We start from the raw sequence: 3,963 nt of genomic DNA, 5'->3' as shown, positions 1-3,963 counted from the left end.
TCCCCACCTCCCCCCCCCCCCCCCCCCCCCCCCCCCCCCCCCCCCCCCCCCCTTTCCCCCCCCCCCCCCCCCCCCCCCCCCCCCCCCCCCACGACGAGGCCCGCCGCCGCGGGCCCGGCGATCGCGCCGGCCTGCCAGCGCAGGGCGTTCAGCGCGGCCGCCGCGGCGAGCTGGTCGTGCGGGACGATCCGGGCCAGCAGCGAGTCCAGGGCCGGCCGTTGGAGTCCGGCCAGGGCCGCCACTCCGGCGGCCACCACGTACAGCGGCCACAGCGCGGGCTGCGGCAGCATCGCGTTCACCAGCAGGACGACCGCCAGCAGTCCCAGTCCCGCCTCGGTCAGCACGATGACCTTGCGCCGGTCCACCGCGTCCGCGAGTGCGCCGCCGTACAGGCCGAAGACGACCAGCGGTACCAGTTCGACGGCGCCCATCACGCCCACCGCGAGCGGGGAGCCGGTCAGGTCCTTGATCTGGAGCGGCAGCGCGATCAGCGCCATCACGCTGCCGAGGTAGGTGACCAGGCCCTGCGACCACAGGAGGCGGAAGTCGCGGGAGGAGCGCCAGGGCGCGAGGTCGGGCAGCAGCGCGGCAAGCTTCGGGGTCATGGCTCAGCGGCTCCCGGCCGGTCCGGCAGCCGGGCGCACGCCGCTCGCGTGCCGCGGCGACGCGGACACCTCGGGCGGTGGTTGCGGGTGGGACGAGCGCATGGACGTACTCCGTGTTCCTGGGGCCGGACGTGCCGGACGGGTTTTCCGGGCGTGCCGGACGGGTTTTCCGGGCGTGATCGGTGGTGGGACGCGCCGGGCGGCGGACGGGCGCCGGGGCGCCCTCGTCCCGTCCATGATCCGCGTGTGCGTGGTGACGCTCCGGGCCGGGGTGCCACCACGCGTGGTTTCAGCTCGTGCTGTCCGCGGTCGAGGGAGCCCCGGCGGCGGCCCCGGCCCCCGCCGCCGTCGAGTGGTGGCGGCCGATGGGCAGCACGAGGGGTCTGCCGGAGACCGGGTCCTCGATGACGCGGCTCTCCATGCCGTACACGGCCCGGACCGTGTCCTCGGTCATCACCTCCCCGGTCGTGCCGGCGGCGTGCAGTCGTCCGGACGCCAGGGCGATGAGCCGGTCCGCGTAGCGCGCGGCCAGGTTGAGGTCGTGCAGGACCATGACGATCGTGGTGCCGCGGGTACGGTTCAGGTCGGTCAGCAGGTCGAGGACCTCGATCTGGTGGCTGATGTCGAGGAACGTGGTGGGCTCGTCGAGGAGCAGCAGGTCGGTCTGCTGGGCCAGCGCCATCGCGATCCACACGCGCTGGCGCTGGCCGCCGGAGAGTTCGTCGACGGCCCGGTCCATCAGGTCGGTCGTGTGGGTGGCCTCCAGTGCGGCGGCGACCGCCGCGTCGTCCTTCGCCGTCCAGCGGGCGAAGGCGCGCTGGTGGGGGTGGCGGCCCCGGCCGACCAGGTCCAGCACCGTGATGCCCTCGGGGGTGACCGGCGACTGGGGCAACAGGCCCAGGGTGCGGGCGAGTTCCTTGGCGGGGGTGCGATGGACCTCCTTGCCGTCCAGGACGACCCGGCCGGTGCGCGGGACGAGCAGCCGGGACATCGCGCGCAGCAGCGTCGACTTGCCGCAGGCGTTGGCGCCGACGATCACCGTGATCCGCCCGGCCGCGAGGGTCAGGTCCAGGCCCTCGATGACGGCACGGTCGCCGTAGCCGAGCGTGAGGTCCTCGGTGGCGAGGGTGTGGGACGCGGTCACAGTGAGCCTCCGGCCCGGTTGGTGCGGACGATCAGGTAGACGAGGTAGGGCGCGCCGAGGACGCCGGTGATGATGCCCACGGGGTAGCGGGTGTCGAAGGCGTACTGGCCGGTGAAGTCGGCGACCAGGACGAGGAGGGAACCGACCAGTCCCGCGGGCACCAGCAGGGATCCGCCGGTCCCCGTCAGCCGGGCGGCGATCGGCCCGGAGAGGAACGCGACGAAGGCGATCGGTCCGGCGGCCGCCGTCGCGAACGCGATCAGCCCGACGGCCGCGACGATCACCGTCACCCGGGTGCGTTCGACACGGACACCGAGGGCGGAGGCCGTGTCGTCGCCCAGGCTCAGCGCGCTCAGGTCGCGGGCCCGGGACAGCAGCACGGGGCCGAGCACGAGCACGGCGAGGACGGCGGGCACGGTCTCCTCCCACGTGGTGCCGTTGAGGCTTCCCGTGAGCCAGCGCATCGCCTCCTGGAGGTCCCACTCACCGGCCTGCGACAGGACGTAGGAGGTGACGCTGTCGAGCATCGCGGCGACACCGATGCCGATCAGGATGAGCCGGGTGCCGGCGACCCCGTCGCGGAACGCGAGGGTGTACATGAGCAGCGCCACCCCGAGCGCGGCGGCTATCGCCACGACCGACACCCCGGTCCCGCTCATCGAGAAGGTCACGATGGCGAGGGCCGCCGCCGCGCTCGCTCCGGCGCTGATGCCGATGACGTCGGGGCTGGCGAGCGGGTTGCGGAGCATCGTCTGGAAGGTGACACCGGCCATGCCGAAGCTGAATCCGGCGGTCAGCGCCAGTACCGCCCGCGGCAGCCGCAGCCTGCCCACGGTGAAGGACGCGCCCGGCACCTGCTCGCCCATCACCACGCGCAGCACGTCACCGGCCGGGTAGAAGGTGTGGCCGGCCATGAGGGTCGTGACGAACGCGGCGGCGACGAGGAGCAGCAGCGTCAGGACGAGCAGCCGTCGCCGGTACGCGCCGCGGACCCGGGCGCGGGTGACGGCCGCCGACGTGGACGGGGCGCGGACGGCTGGTGCGCTCACAGGGACCTGACCTTTTGGCGTCGGACGATGTGGATGAAGAACGGGGCGCCGATGATCCCGGTCAGGATCCCCACGTCGATCTCGGCCGGCCGTGCCACGACCCGGCCCACCATGTCTGCGGCGGTCAGCAGGATCGCGCCGCCCAGCGCGGAGAACGGCAGCAGCCAGCGGTGGTCCACGCCGACCAGGAGCCGGCAGGCGTGCGGTACGACGAGACCGACGAAGAGGATCGGCCCGGCGACGGCGGTGGACGCGCCGCACAGCACGACCGCGCCGAGCGCCGCGCCGGCCCGGACGAGGGCCACCCGTTCACCGAGTCCGGCGGCCAGGTCGTCGCCCAGTGCCAGCGAGTTGAGGGCCCGGGCGGATGCCAGGCAGATCACGAACCCGGCGCCGAGGAAGGGCAGGACGCTGCCGAGCTGGTCGTAGGAGGCGCCTCCGACGCCGCCGATCTGCCACAGCCGGAAGGTGTCGGAGATGTCGTTGCGGGGCAGTACGACGGCGCTGACCAGCGAGGTGAGCGCGGCCGTGATGGCGGCGCCGGCGAGGGCCAGCTTCAGCGGGGTGGCGCCGCCGCGGCCCAGCGAGCCGATGGCGTACACGAAGCCGGCGGTCAGTGCCGCCCCGAGCATCGCCACCCAGATGTAACCGGACGCCGACGCGAGGCCGAGGTAGGCGATGGCGGTGACCACGGCCAGGGAGGCGCCCATGTTGACGCCGAGGATGCCCGGGTCGGCCAGCGGGTTGCGGGTCACCCCCTGCATGACCGCGCCGGAGAGTCCGAGGGCGGCGCCCACGACGACGGCGAGGAGGGTGCGCGGTATGCGCTTGGCGACGGCCGCCTCCTCCAGGGTGGCCTCCGCTCCGCCGAGCGCCGCCCACACGTCGGACCAGGCCACGGCACGGGACCCGAAGGCGAGGGAGGCCACCATGACGGCGATCAGGACGGCGGCCACCACGAGGAGCCGGAGGACGCGGACGCGGGGGGGGGGGGGGGGGGGGGGGGGGGGGGGGGGGGGGGGGGGGGGGGGGGGGGGGGGGGGGGGGGGGGGGGGGGGGGGGGGGGGGGGGTGGGGGGGGGGGGGGGGGGGGGGGGGGGGGGGGGGGGGGGGGGGGGGGGAGGGGGGGGGAGGGGGGGAGGGGGGGGGGGGGGGGGGGGGTCGCC

Annotated in this window: 4 protein-coding genes; all 4 read right to left on the bottom strand. The window is 75.3% G+C overall.

What is annotated here, in order from left to right:
• A partial coding sequence (locus tag ACZ7G3_RS31425) for an MFS transporter (protein ID WP_470929697.1) occupies positions 1-605 on the bottom strand: 605 nt, incomplete at its 3' end.
• A 289-nt stretch (positions 606-894) separates the two neighbouring features.
• Entirely contained in the window at positions 895-1,749 is an 855-nt protein-coding gene (locus ACZ7G3_RS31420) for an ABC transporter ATP-binding protein (RefSeq protein WP_470929695.1), read from the bottom strand.
• A complete protein-coding gene (locus ACZ7G3_RS31415; RefSeq protein WP_470929693.1) occupies positions 1,746-2,798 on the bottom strand; it encodes a FecCD family ABC transporter permease in 1,053 nt (350 codons plus the stop codon). Before ACZ7G3_RS31415 ends, ACZ7G3_RS31420 begins: the two co-directional genes overlap by 4 nt.
• Entirely contained in the window at positions 2,795-3,730 is a 936-nt protein-coding gene (locus ACZ7G3_RS31410; RefSeq protein ID WP_470929785.1) for a FecCD family ABC transporter permease, read from the bottom strand. Before ACZ7G3_RS31410 ends, ACZ7G3_RS31415 begins: the two co-directional genes overlap by 4 nt.
• Positions 3,731-3,963 lie beyond the last annotated feature (233 nt).

The sequence above is a fragment of the Streptomyces sp. NPDC037271 genome, assembly GCF_055603605.1.
Note: the sequence above shows the minus strand (reverse complement) of the source record. Positions and strands in the feature narration are given on the sequence as shown.

Excerpts from the sequence above, each read along its gene's own strand:
- ACZ7G3_RS31410 (WP_470929785.1), bottom strand. The coding sequence starts at position 3,730 with ATGGTGGCCTCCCTCGCCTTCGGGTCCCGTGCCGTGGCCTGGTCCGAC.